Origin of the sequence: Vibrio sp. Vb1755 (genome assembly GCF_033338635.1) — a bacterium.
In the GTDB taxonomy this organism is placed as follows: Bacteria; Pseudomonadota; Gammaproteobacteria; order Enterobacterales; family Vibrionaceae; genus Vibrio; species Vibrio alginolyticus.
This window is the reverse complement of the sequence record NZ_JAWOTA010000268.1, coordinates 1-1170: the sequence shown is the minus strand read 5'-3', so window position 1 is coordinate 1170 and position 1170 is coordinate 1. Positions and strand designations below refer to the sequence as shown.

Annotated in this window: 1 protein-coding gene and 1 pseudogene; one reads left to right on the top strand and one right to left on the bottom strand. The window is 45.9% G+C overall.

What is annotated here, in order from left to right; translation table 11 throughout:
* Positions 1–570: pseudogene (locus R7E00_RS24425) on the top strand (DUF4382 domain-containing protein); the annotation flags it as partial.
* 43 nt (positions 571–613) lie between these two features.
* Here R7E00_RS24425 and R7E00_RS24420 read toward each other — a convergent pair.
* The coding region (locus R7E00_RS24420; protein WP_318124816.1) for an SIMPL domain-containing protein at positions 614–1170 on the bottom strand (557 nt) is incomplete at its 5' end.

Genomic DNA, 1170 nt, shown 5'->3' with positions numbered 1-1170 from the left:
TTGAAGTTTTCCCAAAAAGGTCAGTATGTAAAAGTTCATACTGGGCACAATAGCTACGTTGTAGAGTTTGATTTGCGTAAAGGTCTGGCGGATCCAGTCGGCCAAGATCATATGAACATGAACTCGAATGCCGTAAGTTTGGTGAACGCATCAGATTCAGGCCATATCGCTGGCACGGTAAGTAACGTGCAATACCAAGCTTGCGAAGCAGACAGTGCGGCATGGAACGCGATTCATGATGTGCCTGCCGTTCACTCTGTTTACCTGTATGCGGGTTCCATGGATCGCTCAACCATGGGCGATATGGGCGCGACAGCTCCACTCAACGCGCCAGTTGCGGTAGCTAATGTGAATGAATCGCAAGACGAAGAAGGCAATACAACCTACAGCTACGAGTTTGGTTACATTGGCCCGGGTACTTACAGCATTGGCTACACATGTACTGCGTATATTGATACGCCAGACGCTCATGAAACGTCAGAAGACGGTTTCTTGATTTACCAGCACTACACGCCCGTTGATGTTGTCGAGACAGAGCTGACAACTCAGGACATTAATCCCATTCTTTAAGTCACCATATCAAAAAAGCCGCTCGTACTGAGCGGCTTTATACTTAGTCAGAAAGGTAATATTGAACCGTCGATACCACTCGGACTTTTTTAATGTAAGGCGTATTGCTATCGCGGTCATAAATGGAGAACTGACCTTGCGTCGCTCGCTTGATCTTTCCTAATGAGCTTTGTGAGTCTTTCGCAAACTTTTGTGCCACCTCGCGGGCGTTTTTGGTCGCCTCTTCGATCATGTCTGGTTTGATGTCATTAAGTTTCGTGAAACTGTATTCGATTCGGTTTGCATAAGGATCTTGATTAAGAATCACGCCTTGTTTCCCAAGTTCACCAATCTCATTAATCGCCGCCCGAACCACATTGATATTTTGGCTGTAAACCGTGACCGTTCGGGATGCTAAATAACGATACTCAATATCTTGCTCACCACCATATTGCTGCGCTTTACGGTCTATCACTGAAGGCGAAGACAGCGAGATGTTTTTGTCAGTTAAGCCTTTTGCGGTTAAAAAATCGAGAATCAAACGCGTTTGTTGGTCTATGTCATCAAACATCGCGCCCATATCATTGCTGGCTACCGTAAATTGGATTGGCCAAATGACGG